At 65.7% G+C, this 1,346-nt stretch carries 2 protein-coding genes; both read right to left on the minus strand.

Features of this window, described 5'->3' with window-relative positions; translation table 11 throughout:
• Nucleotides 1-334 precede the first annotated feature (334 nt).
• Nucleotides 335-535, minus strand: a complete 201-nt coding sequence (locus GA0115233_RS40045; RefSeq protein ID WP_093725716.1) for a DUF397 domain-containing protein — start codon at nucleotides 533-535, stop codon at nucleotides 335-337.
• Nucleotides 532-1,346, minus strand: an 815-nt coding sequence (locus GA0115233_RS40050) for a helix-turn-helix domain-containing protein (protein ID WP_093725718.1), incomplete at its 5' end; no start/stop codon positions are given. The genes GA0115233_RS40045 and GA0115233_RS40050, both read right to left, overlap by 4 nt.

A 1,346-nucleotide genomic window follows, 5' to 3' on the forward strand; every position in this document is an offset into this window, starting at 1 on the left:
GGCGGTCAGACCGCCGCCATCCGCGTACCTCATGACGAGGATGTAGCACCACCAACGCCCGTTGTCACCCCACCCTTTCAACCTCAGCGGCAACTCCCGGTCACCCCTCACCCTCCACTGCTAGGGGCCCCGGCACGACTGAACCACCATTTGCGGCGACCAAGGAAGTGAACCTTCGGGTTACGCCGAGGTCAGACCAGCAGCCCGCGTCGGCCGTCGTTTTGACCGCCGACGCGGGCTGGAGAACGCGTGCCGTCGCGCAACGCCGAGATAGCGGCCCCGAAGTCTGTCCTCCTTGACCCGGCGACCCCTACACCATGCGAGCCGTGCTCGGCTACGCCGCCGAGTCCTCCGCCACGTACCTCACGAACGGCACCCAACCTTCACGCCCCACAGCGAAGGTAGTGCGAGACACGTCCTTGGAGTCCCGCACGTGAACAGCCTGTTCGGCGATCGCGATCTCCACGCAGTCGTCACCCTGGGTGCCGCTGTAGCTGGACTTGAACCAAGCGAGTCCGGTCGTGTCGCTGTTCATAGCTCTCCTCGCAATCGCTCCAACAGGTCCCTGGATTCCTGCGGGTTCAGGGCCTGCGAGCGCAGTGTGTCATAGCGTCGGCAGAGCAGGCTCACCTCTTTCGGGTCGGAGATCAGTCGACCGTTTTGTTGCCCCTCGGAGTAGCCGAGCCTCTGTCCTTGCGACGTCTCCAAGATCCGGACAGGCCCATCCAGGCACCCATGGATCTCCAGCTCCAGCGGCACAACCTGGAGCGTCACGTTCCGGAGTGCCGTCAGTTCCAACACGTGGCCCAGCATGCTCGCATGCACCTGCGGGCCACCCAGCCTGCGGCGGAACACCGACTCTTCGACGATGAAGCTGAACGGCACCGTGGCTCGTTCCCGCAGCATCCCCTGCCGCTCCATCCGAGCCGTGAGCTGAGCCTCCGTCTGCTCGTCAGTCAGCAACGGAATGCTGTTGTCGAACACCGCCCGCGCATACGCCTCCGACTGCAACAACCCCGGCACCAGCCTGCACTCGTATGTACACAGGCTCACCGCCTCCCGTTCCAGCCGTGCCCACCGTCGGAACCACGCCGCCAGCCCCGCCTCTCCCCGGCTGAGATGCCGTGCCGCCTTCCGTAGCGCACCCGTGTTGCCGAGCGCGCTCTCGGCCCGTTCGACGAAGGCCCTGTCCGGCATACGGCGGCCCAGCTCCACCGACTCCACGGTGTGCTTGGAGTACTTGACCACGGCGGCCAGGTCGTTCCTGCTGAGGCCCGCGTGCTCGCGTAACGCCTGAACGACCGCGCCGAATGTTCGCAAGCTGTCCGACGGATGGGGTTCCCGTT

It is taken from the genome of Streptomyces sp. DI166 (assembly GCF_900091315.1).
GTDB classification, from domain to species: Bacteria; Actinomycetota; Actinomycetes; order Streptomycetales; family Streptomycetaceae; genus Streptomyces; species Streptomyces fuscus.